At 40.9% G+C, this 14,797-nt stretch carries 15 protein-coding genes; 3 read left to right on the plus strand and 12 right to left on the minus strand.

The genetic code is table 11. The features are described 5' to 3' along the window. Nucleotides 1–7 precede the first annotated feature (7 nt). The 10 genes from ISP07_RS14640 to ISP07_RS14685 all read right to left on the minus strand — a co-directional run bounded on the left by ISP07_RS14640 (nucleotide 8) and on the right by ISP07_RS14685 (nucleotide 7,904). The gene (locus tag ISP07_RS14640; RefSeq protein ID WP_138616594.1) at nucleotides 8–739 is read right to left on the minus strand and encodes a DUF1365 domain-containing protein; all 732 of its coding nucleotides are present in this window, start codon (nucleotides 737–739) and stop codon (nucleotides 8–10) included. After that, nucleotides 732–1,988 (minus strand): NAD(P)/FAD-dependent oxidoreductase, encoded by a 1,257-nt coding sequence (locus ISP07_RS14645; protein ID WP_054551992.1) that lies wholly within the window; start codon nucleotides 1,986–1,988, stop codon nucleotides 732–734. The genes ISP07_RS14640 and ISP07_RS14645 overlap by 8 nt, the downstream gene beginning before the upstream one ends. After that, nucleotides 1,985–2,695, minus strand: a complete 711-nt coding sequence (locus ISP07_RS14650; RefSeq protein ID WP_194441388.1) for an SDR family NAD(P)-dependent oxidoreductase — start codon at nucleotides 2,693–2,695, stop codon at nucleotides 1,985–1,987. The genes ISP07_RS14645 and ISP07_RS14650 overlap by 4 nt, the downstream gene beginning before the upstream one ends. Continuing rightward, complete coding sequence (locus tag ISP07_RS14655; protein WP_054551990.1) at nucleotides 2,695–3,141, minus strand: nuclear transport factor 2 family protein; 447 nt, start codon at nucleotides 3,139–3,141, stop codon at nucleotides 2,695–2,697. Before ISP07_RS14655 ends, ISP07_RS14650 begins: the two co-directional genes overlap by 1 nt. A gap of 1 nt (nucleotide 3,142) precedes the next feature. After that, nucleotides 3,143–4,534 (minus strand): deoxyribodipyrimidine photo-lyase, encoded by a 1,392-nt coding sequence (gene phrB, locus ISP07_RS14660; RefSeq protein ID WP_209328030.1) that lies wholly within the window; start codon nucleotides 4,532–4,534, stop codon nucleotides 3,143–3,145. Continuing rightward, a complete protein-coding gene (locus tag ISP07_RS14665; RefSeq protein ID WP_054562362.1) occupies nucleotides 4,534–5,487 on the minus strand; it encodes a YbgA family protein in 954 nt (317 codons plus the stop codon). Before ISP07_RS14665 ends, phrB begins: the two co-directional genes overlap by 1 nt. Before the next feature lie 10 nt (nucleotides 5,488–5,497). Beyond that, nucleotides 5,498–6,148 (minus strand): ChrR family anti-sigma-E factor, encoded by a 651-nt coding sequence (locus ISP07_RS14670; protein ID WP_209328031.1) that lies wholly within the window; start codon nucleotides 6,146–6,148, stop codon nucleotides 5,498–5,500. Continuing rightward, on the minus strand, nucleotides 6,141–6,764 hold the full coding sequence (locus ISP07_RS14675) for a sigma-70 family RNA polymerase sigma factor (RefSeq protein WP_054551986.1): 624 nt from the start codon (nucleotides 6,762–6,764) through the stop codon (nucleotides 6,141–6,143). The genes ISP07_RS14670 and ISP07_RS14675 overlap by 8 nt, the downstream gene beginning before the upstream one ends. Before the next feature lie 62 nt (nucleotides 6,765–6,826). Further along, complete coding sequence (locus tag ISP07_RS14680; RefSeq protein WP_138616582.1) at nucleotides 6,827–7,405, minus strand: LON peptidase substrate-binding domain-containing protein; 579 nt, start codon at nucleotides 7,403–7,405, stop codon at nucleotides 6,827–6,829. Nucleotides 7,406–7,625: 220 nt separating this feature from the next. Further along, nucleotides 7,626–7,904, minus strand: coding sequence for a hypothetical protein (locus tag ISP07_RS14685; protein WP_138616580.1), 279 nt, complete (start codon nucleotides 7,902–7,904; stop codon nucleotides 7,626–7,628). Between the two features lie 258 nt (nucleotides 7,905–8,162). Here ISP07_RS14685 and trhA point away from each other — a divergent pair, with 258 nt between their 5' ends. Beyond that, nucleotides 8,163–8,792: a PAQR family membrane homeostasis protein TrhA gene (trhA, locus tag ISP07_RS14690; protein WP_054551983.1), complete on the plus strand. Its 630-nt coding sequence runs from the start codon at nucleotides 8,163–8,165 to the stop codon at nucleotides 8,790–8,792. Here the strand turns inward: trhA and ISP07_RS14695 are convergent. Together ISP07_RS14695 and ISP07_RS14700 are read right to left on the minus strand one after the other, a co-directional pair. Next, nucleotides 8,789–9,097 (minus strand): MGMT family protein, encoded by a 309-nt coding sequence (locus tag ISP07_RS14695; protein WP_324616131.1) that lies wholly within the window; start codon nucleotides 9,095–9,097, stop codon nucleotides 8,789–8,791. The two genes, trhA and ISP07_RS14695, sit on opposite strands and share 4 nt — an antisense overlap. Continuing rightward, nucleotides 9,081–9,992, minus strand: coding sequence for a LysR family transcriptional regulator (locus ISP07_RS14700; RefSeq protein WP_194441382.1), 912 nt, complete (start codon nucleotides 9,990–9,992; stop codon nucleotides 9,081–9,083). Before ISP07_RS14700 ends, ISP07_RS14695 begins: the two co-directional genes overlap by 17 nt. 117 nt (nucleotides 9,993–10,109) lie before the next feature. On the opposite strand from ISP07_RS14700, the gene ISP07_RS14705 reads away from it, so the two are divergent. Both ISP07_RS14705 and ISP07_RS14710 read left to right on the plus strand, forming a co-directional pair. Beyond that, nucleotides 10,110–11,195, plus strand: a complete 1,086-nt coding sequence (locus ISP07_RS14705; protein WP_199529504.1) for an efflux RND transporter periplasmic adaptor subunit — start codon at nucleotides 10,110–10,112, stop codon at nucleotides 11,193–11,195. Then, nucleotides 11,195–14,266, plus strand: coding sequence for an efflux RND transporter permease subunit (locus tag ISP07_RS14710; protein ID WP_199529503.1), 3,072 nt, complete (start codon nucleotides 11,195–11,197; stop codon nucleotides 14,264–14,266). The genes ISP07_RS14705 and ISP07_RS14710 overlap by 1 nt, the downstream gene beginning before the upstream one ends. Nucleotides 14,267–14,797: the final 531 nt, after the last annotated feature.

Here is a 14,797-nt window from a genome sequence, read left to right on the forward strand (position 1 = left end):
AATTCTCTTATTTGCCCGAGTGGCCAATAAATGGCACACGTTTGCAAAACAACTTCAAAGCATGAAGGTAAATACCTTTAAAAATACTTAACGTCATAGCCGGAAACTGTTTAAGCACGGCACTAACCTGCTCTTTCGTGAGAGGCTGCTTTTGCAAACGCAGGGTTGCATCAAACAAAAGAGTGTCGTCTTTTTTATTTTCAATATGAATCATGGTGTTATCAGAATTCATTCTAATATGCCAATGATAGTTCATATCTAAGTTCATGAAAGGTGATACGGAGAAAACCTTTTTAAAGTTCACTTTTTTTTCAAGGGGTACGACATAATAATGACGTTCATTCCAGGGCGTGTTGCTGACTTCAGCAAGCATGTGAGTGAACTCGCCATGACTAGTTTGGAAGAAGAAAAAGTTAACCGGGCTAAAATAAATTCCTAAACAGCGCACCTGTCCGAGCATAAAAACATGGGTAAATTCATCGTCAATGCCAAGCTCTTTAATTTTGTTAAGTGCACGCTGCTTGAGTGGCAACTGCATATCGGTTTGATAATTAAAATAGTCGCTCTGATTAAATTTAAGCGCCTTGAAACCACTTAAGCCAAGCCAAGGATGAACTCCATTAAGCTCATCAGGCTTAGCTAAATCGACCCACATCATATAAAGCGGGTATTTAAAGTGATGCTCTTTTACGGCAAAGCGCCTATGGCGAACATCACCTACATATATGGCGCTATTCAAACTCGACTCCGAGTTGCTTTGCCACATTTACAGCGCTTCTTACACCATCTTCGTGGAAGCCGTTGTACCAGTACGCTCCGCAAAAATAGCTGTTATTTTTACCGTCAATAAGAGACTTTTGCTGCTGAGCGGCAATCGACTGCTTATTAAATACCGGGTGATGATAGGTAAACTCGCGTAAAATTTTATCTTTTTTAATGCCATCAAGGTGGTTAAGCGTGACACAAAATTGCGTGTCGCTTTGAATCCCTTGCAAAATATTCATCTGATAAGTTACAACAGCAGCTTTGTCTGTGTTGTTATTTAACAGATAATTCCAACTCGCCCATGCTGCTTTGCGTTTTGGTAGCAGTGTAGTATCAGTGTGTAGTACCACTGAATTAGCCGTATAAGGTATCGCTGAGAGAACACTTTTTTCGTCTTCGCTTGGGTCTAATAACAGCTTTAAAGCTTGATCTGAGTGGCAAGCAAACACAACTTTATCGAATGATTCACTGTGGCCATCATCAAAATGAACATGCACATTGTCATCTTTTCGAGATACCGAGCTGATATTACTATTTAAACGAATTTTATCAGCAAAACCTTGGATCATAGGTTTAATGTATTCGCGAGAGCCACCCGGAATAACATACCACTGCGGGCGATTAGTGATGTCCAACAAACCATGGTTATAAAAGAACTTAACAAAAAACTCTACGCCAACTTGCGCCATCTCTTTAATGCTTGTTGACCAAATAGCAGCGCCCATCGGCAAGATATAATGAAAACGGAAGAACTCGTTAAAATCATGCTCGTCTAAAAACTCACCTAGAGTTTGATTTGCTTTGTAATTTTTTTCAGCATGTAATGATTTACACACATCATTAAAGCGCACAATGTCTTTTAAAAGTTTCCAGAATTTAGGGCGAAAGATATTGCGTTTTTGTGCGAACAAGCTCCAAAAAGTATGACCGTTATATTCAAAGCCTGTTTGTTCGTTATGCACACTAAAGCTCATTTGGGTTTTCTGACGCTCAACGCCCAAGCGCTTAAGTAGTTTTTCAAAATATGGGTAAGTTCGGTCGTTAAAGACAATAAAGCCTGTATCAACAGCGTACTCAACGCCATCAACTTTTACGTCTATGGTTGCAGTATGGCCACCTATGTAGTCGTTTTTTTCAAATACGGTTACATCGTAGTGTTTATGCAATAGGTGCGCACAGCTTAAACCCGCTATGCCAGATCCAATAACAGCCACTTTTTTCAACGTGATAATCCTTTTGCAAGCTTCAGCCAAAGTGGCGTAGGAAGCATTCTTAAAAATTTTAAAATGAAGGTAAAACGGTGCGGAAAGTGCACTTCTTTGCGCCTTTTCGCGACCCCTTTATAAATATAATTTGCCGCTTTTTCTGCACTCACCGCCATAGGCATAGGAAAGTCGTTTTTATCAGTCAGCGGCGTTTTAACAAAACCAGGGTGAACTAAAGTGACATCGATATCTTTTAAATCAACCGCTAAGCTATTAGCTAAATAACTTACACCGGCTTTAGACGCACCATATGCTTGGCTGCGCGGTAAGGGTAAATAAGTCACACTAGAGCTTACGAGCACCAGCTGACCACCGGGCTTTATTTTTGGTAATAGCGCCTCAAGGCAATAGCCCATACTGAGCAGATTGGTCGTGATCACCCGTTCAAACAAGCTACTGTCAAAATTGCGAGCATCATCAATGTACTCACAATTGCCAGCATTTAAAATAACCCGGTCAAATTGCGTATAAGCCACTGTGCTCGAACGAATATCTTGAAGGTCTGTTGCATCAAACTGGCAAGACTCAATATTTTGATGTTGGCTCAATTTAGCAAGCTTTTCTGAATTTCTACCGCATGCAATGACCTGTTCATTATTGTCTGCATAAAGCGTTGCTAATGACTCGCCAATACCTGAAGTTGCACCTGTAATTAATGTCGTCATTATGCACTCGCTCTTTTATCGATGTATTTCACAGCCGAGCCAAGCACGGGAATATGCCTGTAAAGCATAGCGCCTACGTCAAAATAGTCGCGATGATTAATTATTTTATCGCCAGCAAACTTTAAACGACTATGTCCTGCAACCGAGATTGCTTGGCCTTTGTTAAGCTTTGGATGTCGATATTGCATAGTCCAATAGATAAACGCGATGTCGTCTTTGCCCTCGGTATTTTCAGTAACATAGCTGTCTTCAATAACAAATTCGCAAGAAAGTACATTGGCGTAAAGGTTTTTGAAGTATTCACGCAGTTCCCCAAGACCATTTACCGCATGCAAGGGATCTGCGAAATGAATATCTGTATGATAGATTTCATTCAATAACTGTAAATTGTCTTTATTGAGTGTTTGATAAACATCAATAAACCTATCAAGGATCGCCTTGTCCATGTCACACCTTAAATGCGTTAAGCGCTCGCTCTCGTGCGGCTTTATGATCAACAATTGCTGGCCAATAACTGCTCGACTTACCCTGTTTCGCTAGGTAATCATGCGGAAAATGGATTTTCTTAGCAGGTATTTTTTCCAGCTCTGGTAAATATTTACGGATAAATTCACCATCTGGATCAAACCGCTCGCTTTGGGTGATAGGGTTAAAAATTCGGAAATATGGCTGAGCATCACACCCTGTACTAGCAGCCCATTGCCAGCCACCGTTATTAGATGCAAGGTCGCCGTCTATTAGGTGCTGCATAAAAAAACGCTCGCCTTTACGCCAATCAATTAATAAATGCTTGGTTAAAAAGCTCGCAACCACCATGCGTAATCGGTTATGCATCCAGCCAGTTTGCAGAAGCTGCCTCATTGCAGCATCAACTAACGGGTAGCCTGTTTTACCTTCGCACCATGCTTTAAAGTCGCTGTCATCATCACGCCATTTCACAGCGTTGTATTTATCGTTAAAATTTTCGTACTTATTTAGGTTTGGATAAATCGCGATAAGGTGACGGTAAAACTCACGCCAAATCAATTCGTTAACCCAACAAAATAAGTTACTTTTACTGCTTCGTAGTACATCTGGGTGGTGCTGTTGGATCAGTGCCAATAATTGATGAACGCTGACAATACCAAGGGCTAAATAAGGGCTTAACCCCGAGGTGCCTTTAATGCTTGGGATATCTCGTTGGTCTTGATATGTTGCGAGTTTTTCTTCAATAAAGCGCGCGCAAACGTGACTGAGCGTTTCATCATCAACAGGCCATTTTTCTGAGCTGCCGTCTGAGGCTAATAACTCACTTGGCTGCCACTCAATTGGCTCGAACATCTTCGGCGGCTCAGCAAAATAAAAGTGGGTGTCTTGATAAACTTTTAGCCATGCATTTTTAAATGGCGTAAATACTTTAAACATTTCGCCGCTTTGATTTTTGATGCTTCCCGGTGGCGCAATCACATCGCCGTCGTATGCATAAAAAGCAATCCCATAGCTGTCAGCGTGCTGTAAAAAGGCTTTATCTCGGTTTACTTCATTAAGCTCATATTCGTTGTTAGCGTAGACATTTTTTACTTGATGCTGCTCGCAAAATGACGCTAATTTTTCAACACAGCCTGCGTAATCGGCTGCATCAATAATATGTAATTCAATACCTTTGCTAGCTAAAAGCTCCCCCAAGAAGCTAAGCCTACGCTTTAATAAATCTAGCTGGATAGCAGCCACATCATGCTTTTGCCATTGCTTTTCAGTAATAAAAAATACCGCATTTCTGCAACCATTTTCGATTGCATAATACAAGGCGTCGTTATTAAAAAGGCGCAGATCGCGCCTAAACCAAAATAATGTATTCATTAAATTCCGTAGCGTAGTTTTAATTCGTTCGGATAGGGGTCAAGATACACTTGCTTAGCAAGATACTCGTTTGGATGCACTTTTAAATGATGCTTAATTAGCGTAAGTGGTACGTATAGTGGCACTAAGCCTTGGCGATATTCATCGATGGCATCACGTAGTTCTTGCTTTTCAATCTTAGAAAGCGATTTTTTAAAATAACCTTGCAAATGCATTAAGGTATTTGCGTTATTTTTACGTGAAGCCGGTTTTTTAAGGGCTGTCATTAACCCTAAAATATATTCATCAGCCAAAGTTTGGATATCTTCGCCATCAAAAGTGCCAAGTAGATTTCCTAGACTACGGTAAGCTTCGTAGTTATGAGCCATCAATAAGTACTTATATTGGGCATGAAACTGAGTCAATCGATGAACTGTGAGTGGTTGTTCGCTTAATGTTTGCCAGTGTTTGTAGGTATAAACACGCATTACAAAGTTTTCGCGAAGGTGCATATCATTTAAACGACCGTTTTCTTCGCATGGTAACAATGGGTTATGCGCCATTATTTGCTCTGCAAAAAAGCCGATACCTTCTGAGGTATTGCCAGTACCCGCTTCGTTGTAGATTTTAATACGTTCCATACCGCAACTAGGACTTTTCGCGCAAAACACAAAGCCGCTTAAATCTGCCGTTTGTTCTGTTGCAACACGTTTGCCGTATTCAGTTAATTTAGGGCCAACATCGCCAGTGCCATCTGGGCGACACACTTTAATAGTATCGCCAACACGCACTTGACGAATAGTTGGTCGAGGGATTGGCAGCCCTACCGCTACTTCAGGACAAAACTTTTTATATTCAACATGGTTAGCCAACTCATCCATGCAAAAATTAGATTTCTTGTGCCCGCTGTCAAAGCGAACCTTGTCGCCAGCTAAACAGGCACTTAAACCAATTTTAATTGTCGATTGCTGCATATAAACTCTTCTAATAGATAAGATTACCAATTGGGTTCAGTAATTTACTAATACCTTTATTGAAGTGTAGGGCACTACTAACAACTGTAAAGCACAAGCACCCTTCAATCGTTTTTGGTGTGTGATTGTGACGGCCATCTAACATCATAAAGTCACCTGGTACATAGTCTCCGTCTTCATCACTAAACTCCCCATCTAGTAATAAAGTGAGCTCAAATCCAGTATGTGTGTGCTCAGGTATTTCACCACCCGCATCAATATGCAGCAGGCTTGCTCGTAACGCGCCATCATCTAAATCAATACGAGAGCGGGCAAGCTTACCAATTTGCATAAACTTGCTGTGGCCAATACGCGTGAGCGCTCTGGGTAAGGTGTAGGTTTTGTCTTTAACATCAACCGATACCTGCGCTTGCTCGTACACTTCATCAATCGTTTCATCAGCGGTGATGGCATCAAAAAGTGTTTGATCGAACATATCATCCAAGTCGGTAGCTATTTCAGTAAATACATTGTCTGCATTTTTCGCTTCAAGCGCAGCGAGCTCTTTTTGACACACAGGACACATTTCAACATGAATAGCGACTGCAACACTCAAAGTGGCAGGTAGATTCCCTTCACTGAACTTGGCAAGTAATTCGTTGCTAGGATGGTGCTTAATCATGGTGATCTCCCATTTCATTGCGTAACTTCTGCAAGGCTAAGCGAAGACGAGACTTCACTGTGCCTACGGGAATATTTAAATGTTCAGCAAGCTGTTCTTGCGACATATCTTGGAAATATACACCGCGCACAACTTCACGTTGCGCAAGGGGTAATTTATCAAGGTATTGTTTAATCTGTTTATCTTCTAAATGGTCACTAAATTCATGCTGGCCTGGCTCGGCTTCATCAATCAATGGCCAGATATCTTCACTAATGCACTCTTCTTTACTGCTCTTCATTTTTCTAAGCATATCGAAAGAAGCATTACGCATCACGGTATACACCCAAGTTGTCGCCGCACCTTTCTCTTTGTGGTAAAGATGCGCTTTGCGCCATACAGAGGTAAGGGTTTCTTGAACTAATTCCATCGCTTGCGCTTCAGAGCCAAATTGTTTGATCCCAAAACGTTTTATTTTCGGCGAAAAATATTGGAACAGCACAGCAAAAGCACGCTTATCACGGTGCGTTGCTACAGCAAATAAGGCATCAGCAAGCTCTTTGCTTGGTGTATCTGGCATGGCAGAATATTGACCTGTGTTAGGTTTACAACCGGTTTGAAGTTGTTGACTTACCATCTTTGTGTCATCCAATTATTGTCGTAAAAACTTATACGCCAAAAAGTTGATGTGAGATCACATTAATCAGTAAATTCGTTGTTAATTAGAGTATGGAGGAAACTTAGCAAGTTTTCAAAATTAGATTTAAAGGCAAGTTGTTGTTTTTTAACTAATGAAATAGGTAAAATTTCAAGCCAGCGGGCAACAACCCAAGCAAGATTGTCAAATTGTGGGGTTTTATATAGACCTGCTAAATCAGGCTGATTTGCAAACACAGCACGAAGCGTGTCGCTTAGTAAGGTGTTTTCGTCATTGATTGGTGTGTTTACATACCATGAAGGCGACGTAATTAGTTCGATGTCGGCATGGCGTAGTTGCTGCTTATCTTGATATGCGTTATGCATAGACACTGCACGTTCAGCATAAACATCAATTAATAATTGGCCACTATCATCTTGATTGAAGTCGGTTATTTGCACTAAACAACCCATTTCTGGCAAGTTAAGATCTGTGTCGTGTTGGTAAGTGCACAGCACAAAACCTGTATTATCTTGTACAGCTTCTTTGACCATCGTTAAGTAACGCTGCTCAAAAATTCTTAGCTTGGTGAACCCTTCAGGTAAAATAAAAACCGGTAAAGGAAAAATCGCACGCTTCATAAAGTCTACTATTCTAAAACCACATGCCTTTAATTACGTGCGTTTTTAATCCGCCGATCAATATTTCATGAAATCTTAATATCTACTTAGTACTCTAGAAGTTGAACCATTGCGCAACGTTACGAAATAATTCGATTGATGCATACGCACTGAGTAAACTCAAAACCGGTGCAACCATAAGTAAAAATAAGCTGATTTCACTACTCATTGTCTTGTTTCCTTACTGCTTGTTTGTTGCTTTAGGAGCTTGAGCAATTTTTACTTCGTCTTCTTTCGAAGCAATTGCATCTTCACTCATGTAAGTATCTAGTAACTTTTGAGCATCAAACTCAATGCTGTTCATTACACTTTCCTTCAGCTCGTTACTCGCTTGTTGAACATAGCTTTTAACAGATTGTGTAATTGTGTTGCTGATATCTAATTCAAAGTCAGTAGCGCTTGCTTGAGTTGACCCTAATACAAGTAACGCAGCAGTAGTTAATTTAAGTGAGTTATTCATAGTGGTATTCCTTGTCTCTTTAAGTAATTAGTCGTAATTACTTAATCAAAGGTTGTGCCACACTGAAAATATTTTTTAATTAATTGATTTATAAGAATTTAAATATAATTTTATTTTTCAACCTCATTCAGGACTGGTTAATATAACCAACAAATTTAAATTTTTTGACCAACATTTAGTGAAAAAATAAGCATTGCCAACTTCAGCGCACACTTGTACACTGAAACTGTTTTATTCACTCATTTTTAGTAGATAGATATGACAGAACAACTCCCTTATTCACACCAAGAAGAACAACTTAATGTGCTTACTCACGGCATGGGAGTCCTGTTTTCGGTATATGTACTGTGGGACTTAATTTCACAATCTAAAGTTGTGTCAGCTACGGTGAGCGCCATCGTGTATGGCTCAAGTCTACTGGTATTATTTTTAGCCTCGACCTTATATCACGCCAGTACCAGAGAGCGCATACGAGCCATTTATAAAAAATGTGACCACTGTGCGATTTACTTGCTTATTGCCGGTACCTACACGCCTTATTTAGTTATTTCGTTATCTGGGGCTTGGGCAATTGCCGCTTTGGTATTTATTTGGTCTTTAGCGCTTAGTGGGGTTGCGTATAAATTACTGGTCAAAAACACGAATAAAAAAGTCTCTCTCGCTACCTATTTATTGATGGGCTGGTTTGCCTTAGCACTTGTTTACCCACTTTATTTGAACCTTGATTTAAGCGCTTTATGGTGGCTGCTAGCTGGCGGGATTGCCTACAGTTTAGGTACTGTGTTTTACAGCGCTAAAACCCGCCATTACAGTCATGCAATTTGGCATGTATTCGTGTTAGTTGGCTGTGTTTGTCACTACTTATCAATTAGCTTGTATGTATATTAGTCCCACTGGTACAGGCGCATGTTAATTCTAGCTTTATTAAAGGTAACACCTTCACTGAGTAGTTTTTGTCGTTGCTCAAGATACTTATTGCTGCCTTCAGGAAACGATATTTTACCCTGACTATTAACCACCCGATGCCACGGAATGCTTGATCCCTCGGGCATCACTTTTAATAACCGCCCCACCAACCTTGAGTTATTAGGGTATCCCGCAAGCTTTGCTACTTGCCCATAACTGGCAACTTTCCCCTCAGGAATGGCACAAATAATGGTATAAATTAACTCTTCTTTAGTTGCCTGCTGCACGACTCGACTCCAAATAATGTTTACTGACCTCGCTAAAATCTTGCCAAATAGCTCTTGCAACAGGGCCATGATGAACCGAGTGCTGTCTAAATACACGAATTTCTGCACCAAACTGGTGTTCACGATCGATTATTTTAATTTGTTGTAATAAACCAGCGTCGATTTCTGCTTGGCAATGTTGCAAACTGATCATTGCCCAGCCAGCACCAGAGAGTAAAAACGACTTAACACTGGTTATATCGTCAATTTTCATTAATGCAGAGCCTAAGGTATAAGAAAGCCTATCGCTATCAAAGCTCAAGTCGCTTTCAAACATGGCTAAACACGGGTAATTTTGAATTTCTGAAAAGGTGATTGAACTTGGCACCACATCAGGCGCGCTGACAATACCTATATCAAATTTACCAATTGGCAAACTTTCTAGATCCCCTGTTGCATGAAACAAATCAAACCAAGGGCCAATTCCTAAATCAGCCTCATGGCTATTAACTTGCTCAAGAGATACAAAACGTTTACCTGAAGAAATACTAAACTCTGTACTGGCAAAACGTTTAAATGTACGACTGATCACTTGGTTATAGCTGTTTTGATGACAAAGTTGCTCGTAGCATATTTTGTAATTGGCCTCATTACCTAATGCAAGCTCTTTAGCGAGTGAGCTTAACTCACTGTTTGCATTAAGCAATTGTCGGGCTTCTCGATAAAAAATTCGGCCTTTTTCAGTTAAGTGTAATCGATATTGACTACGGTCTAGCAGCTCAAAACCTAGCTCTGACTCCAGCTTCTTAATCGCTAGCGTGAGCGCAGGTTGAGTCTTATGCAATTTAAGTGCGGCTTGGCTCAAACTAGAGCTTTGCACAATAGCATCTAGAATGATTAATTGATTTAAATTCATTAATGGCAAACTATATAAATAAAACTTATGCTGTTTCTAAAATTTAATAATTTTTATTTTATATCTTTGCAGCGTATCCTGCAGCAAATTTATGCTTTCTTATCTATGGAGAAGACAATGAGATTGGCACCCGCCGTGTTAATGAGCAGTATGTTTCTGTTACTTGCGGCATGTTCAGAGCAAGCACAACAAGGTGAAGCAGAGCCGGTAGTTCGCCCTGTAAAACTGTTTAATATTGGTAATAATTCGGAGCAGAGCATTCGCAGCTTTCCTGCTGAAGTGGTTGCTAACCAAGGATCTTACCTTGCCTTTCGAGTAAATGGTGAGTTACTTGAGTTCCCTGCTCTTGCGGGCCAACACGTTGAGAAAGACCAGCTTTTAGCCAAACTGGATCCTGAAGATTTTCAACTACAATATGATGAGCGCAAAGCACGTTATGAACTTGCAGCGTCTCAACTTGAGCGTGTGCAAAAGCTATTTAACCGCTCAATTGCCAGCCAATCTGAGTTAGACCAAGCCCTTGCTAATAAACAAGTTGCTGAGTCAGCGCTTAAAATTGCCAAAACCAACCTAGATAATAGCGAATTACGCGCGCCGTTCGCGGGTACTGTGGCAAAGGTATTTGTGAAAAACTTTGAAAACATTCAAGCAAAACAAAACATCCTACGCCTTGAAACCCGCGACCTAATGGATGTGGTTATTCAAGTGCCTGAAAAACTCATTGCACGCATCGATAAAGACGTTCACTATCAACCTGATGTTGTATTTGATGGTTATCCAAACAAGTCATATCAATTAACCATTAAAGAGTTTGATACCCAAGCCGACCCAATTACTTTAACGTATAAAGTTGTGTTTTCATTACCTGTGCCAGAAGATTTTAATCTACTTGCCGGTATGACTGGCCGCGTTGATATAGACTTAAGCAAAATCACCAGTTCACAATCACCTTATACATTACTGCCTGTTGAGGCGGTATTCTCAGAGCCTACTGAGTCTGAAAACGACAACAGCTTTGTGTGGCTTTACGACGAAAATACCGGTTTAGTGCACAAGCAAGCTGTTGAAGTTGGCCAATTACACCGTGATGGCATTGAAGTACTATCAGGTATTAAAGAAGGCCAAATCGTTGTGGCTGCTGGTGTGCACTTTTTAGAAGAAGGCATGAAAGTGCGTCCATGGCAAAAAGAGCGAGGCTTATAATGAGCTTTGCTGCACTCGCTATTGAAAGAAAAGTCATTAGCTGGATGTTCGCGCTGTTTCTACTTATTGGTGGAACCGTCGCTTACTTTGGCTTAGGACAACTTGAAGACCCTGAATTCACCCTAAAAAAAGCCATGGTGATCACCCTTTATCCGGGCGCGTCACCACAGCAGGTTGAAGAAGAAGTCACCTTCCCTATTGAAAATGCAATTCAACAGCTGCCGTATGTTGATTACGTAACCAGTATTTCATCACCGGGTAAATCGCAAATTACCGTCGAGATGAAAAGCAATTATCGTAAACAAGACTTACGCCAAATATGGGACGAACTGCGTCGTAAAATCAATGATCAGGCATCGTCGATGCCCTCAGGTGTTTATCCAAGCAAGATTATGGATGACTTTGGTGATGTATACGGGGTGATGTATGCAGTCACTGGCGATGGTTACTCTTACGATGAGCTAAAAGATTACGTTGATTATTTAAAACGTGAGCTTGTTTTGGTTGATGGCGTTAGTAAAGTAACAGTGGGTGGTGAGCAACAAGCACAAGTTATGGTTGAGATTTCAACCCGCAAGCTTGCCCAGTTAGGTATTTCGCCTAATCGTATTTATCAACTTTTACAAACTCAAAATAGCGTGTCGAACGCTGGTAAAGTGCGTGTTGGCGATGAATCAATTCGCTTACACCCAACCGGTGAATTTAAAGACGTAAAAGAGCTCGAAAACCTACTGATTTCTAAGCCTGGTGAAAATGAGCTTATTTACTTAGGTGACGTTGCCACCGTTTTTCGTGAGTACGCAGAAGTCCCTAACAATATTATTCGCTATAACCAGCAGCAAGCACTACTGGTAGGTGTGTCGTTTAGCACTGGCGTTAACGTTGTTGATGTAGGTGCAAATATTGATGCCCATTTAGCGTCACTAGAGTATCAACGACCACATGGTATGGAAATTAACAGCGTTTATAACCAACCAGAAGAGGTTGAGAAGTCAGTTAGTGGCTTTATTATCAGCCTACTTGAAGCTGTTGCCATCGTTATTATTGTACTTTTAATATTTATGGGCTTTAAAAGTGGCGTACTGATTGGTGTAATACTGCTACTGACCGTATTAGGTACCTTCATTTTCATGAAGTTGTTTGCCATTGATTTACAGCGGATTTCGCTTGGCGCCTTGATTATAGCTTTAGGGATGCTGGTAGATAATGCCATTGTAGTAACCGAAGGCATATTAATAAACCTCAAACGCGGTCAAACAAAACTGCAAGCGGCGACTAACATCGTTAATCAAACCAAGTGGCCATTACTGGGGGCTACGGTTATTGCAATTACTGCCTTTGCACCGATTGGCTTGAGTTCAGATGCCAGTGGTGAGTTTGCTGGCAGCTTGTTCTGGGTGTTGTTTATTTCCTTGTTACTAAGCTGGATCACCGCCATTACCTTAACGCCTTTTTTCGCTGATTTAATGTTTAAACAAGCCACTGAAAAACAGCCGCATCACGATGAAGACCCTTATCAAGGTGTTATTTTTAATGTTTATAAAGGCGTGTTACATACAGCAATGCGGTACCGTAAAACCACGCTACTGCTGATGGTGATCATGCTTGTTAGCTCAGTTTATGGCTTTAAATTTATCAAGCAGTCGTTCTTCCCAGCATCGAATACTCCTATGTTTTATGTTGATTATTGGCATACACAAGGCGCTGATATTCATACCACTATGGATGGTGTTGCAAAGCTCGAAAAATTCTTACAAGCCGACCCACTGGTTGAAGAAATAACCACAACGGTTGGTCAAGGTGCACCGCGTTTCATGCTGACTTACGCACCTGAGAAATCATACCCAGCCTATGGGCAATTGATTATTCGAGTAAAAGACCGCGAAGCTGTTACAACCATGATTAAAAAAGTACGCGATTACCAACATGAACATGTACTTGATGCTCAGCTTAAAGTTAAACGTATGGAAATTGGCCCATCAACAGATGCAAAAATTGAAGCGCGCTTTTCTGGTGCTGATCCTGTGGTACTTCGCCAATTAGCAAAAGAAGCGAAAGACATTCTGCATCAAGATGCGGGGGCATTTAATATTCGTGACGATTGGCGTGCTCGCTCGAAGTTAATTCGTCCACAATTTAACGAGCAAAAAGCCCGTCGTTTAGGGATTGCTAAATCAGACCTTGATCAGCTGCTGTTAACTAGCTTATCGGGTAAACAAGTGGGCGTATATAAAGACGGCACGCAAATGCTGCCTATTATTGCTCGCTCACCTGCTGAAGAGCGTTTAAACGTTGAAAGCTTGCGTGACTTACAAATTTACAGCCCAGTGTTAGGAGTGTTTGTTCCGGTGACACAAGTGGTTGATGATTTTGTTGTTGAGTGGGAAGACAGCTTGATCATGCGACGTGACCGTAAGCGTACCATCACTGTAATGGCCGACCACGATGTTATTGGCGATGAAACTCCAGCGAAGCTGTTTGCACGTGTTCGCAAAGACATAGAAGCTATTGAACTACCTCGTGGCTACGAATTGCAATGGGGCGGCGAATATGAGTCATCAACAGATGCGCAAAAAGCGATTTTTGGCTCATTACCTCTTGGTTACTTAGCCATGTTCGCTATAACTGTATTGCTGTTCAATTCAGTTAAAAAGCCTCTAGTGATTTGGGCAACAGTGCCACTTGCCATTGTGGGTGTATCAGCTGGTTTATTACTAATGAATGCAGCATTTAGCTTCATGGCATTGCTTGGCTTACTGAGCTTAAGCGGTATGCTCATCAAAAACGGCATTGTATTAGTTGATCAAATTAACCTTGAACTTGATAGCGGCAAAGCCCCTTACAAAGCAGTATTTGACTCAGGTGTAAGCCGTGTTCGCCCTGTAGCGATGGCAGCAATTACCACCATTTTAGGCATGATCCCACTGCTATTTGACGTATTCTTCCAGTCAATGGCGGTAACCATTATGTTTGGTCTTGGTTTTGCGACAGTGCTAACACTGATTGTTGTGCCTGTGCTCTATACCATGCTGTTTAAGATCAAAGTACCTAAACAGCGTCACGCCAATTAATACAGATTGACTCTCAACCAAAAGCCCTATCAGCAAACTGTTAGGGCTTTTTCTTTATTACCTATTATTTTAAAAGGTAATAAAATCCTCCACAGCCAGCAAATAAAAATAAGCAACACCAAAAATAAAAGCGCACTGGTTCTTGGTGCCTATAGATGGTGGTAATGCTCCCTGTATAACTTCGGCTACCTACACGAATTTTATCCGTTAATAATCCCAACACCCCATAACCAACAAACAATAGGGATGCAATAAAGATAAATACATTCTGAAAGCTAGCCATTGATAACCCTGTTTATTAGCCGTGCAAAATTGGTCAGCTATCAATTATTAACTTATTTATTATTCTCGGTAAAGTCGGGTGCCGAGAGCTCGCCTGTGTCTAGCATAAATTTTTGTTATTTAAGGTGGGTTAAGGTGGGTGTCTAGTTAACGTTATTTAAGATGGGTGTCTAGTTACTTTTAAAGTGGATTTCCATTTAAAGTGGGTGTCCATTTTTGGGGAAGCGCACTAGCTTTCGTGAAATTTAT

The organism is Pseudoalteromonas sp. PA2MD11 (assembly GCF_017808125.1).
Taxonomy (GTDB): domain Bacteria; phylum Pseudomonadota; class Gammaproteobacteria; order Enterobacterales; family Alteromonadaceae; genus Pseudoalteromonas; species Pseudoalteromonas simplex.